The 259-nt window shown below is 59.8% G+C and carries 1 protein-coding gene; it reads left to right on the forward strand.

Features of this window, described 5'->3' with window-relative positions:
• The coding region (locus ACVA6Q_RS24765; RefSeq protein ID WP_446649240.1) for a transporter substrate-binding domain-containing protein at nucleotides 1-259 on the forward strand (259 nt) is incomplete at both ends.

Below are 259 nucleotides of genomic sequence, written 5' to 3' on the forward strand. Positions count from 1 at the left end.
TGTCCGCGTTGCGCATCGCGAGAGTTCCGTGCCGTTTTCGTTCTACGACGCCGACAAGAAACCCATTGGTTATGCAATGGATCTCTGCCTGCGTGTGGTCGACAAGCTGCGCACCGAACTCAAGCGCCCGGACCTGAAGGTCCAGTACGTGATGGTGACCTCGTCTTCGCGCATCCCGACCATCGCCGAAGGCAAGGCTGATGTCGAATGCGGTTCGACCACCAACACGCGTGAGCGCCGCGAGAAAGTCGCCTTCACC

The organism is Vibrio sp. DNB22_10_4, assembly GCF_052879755.1.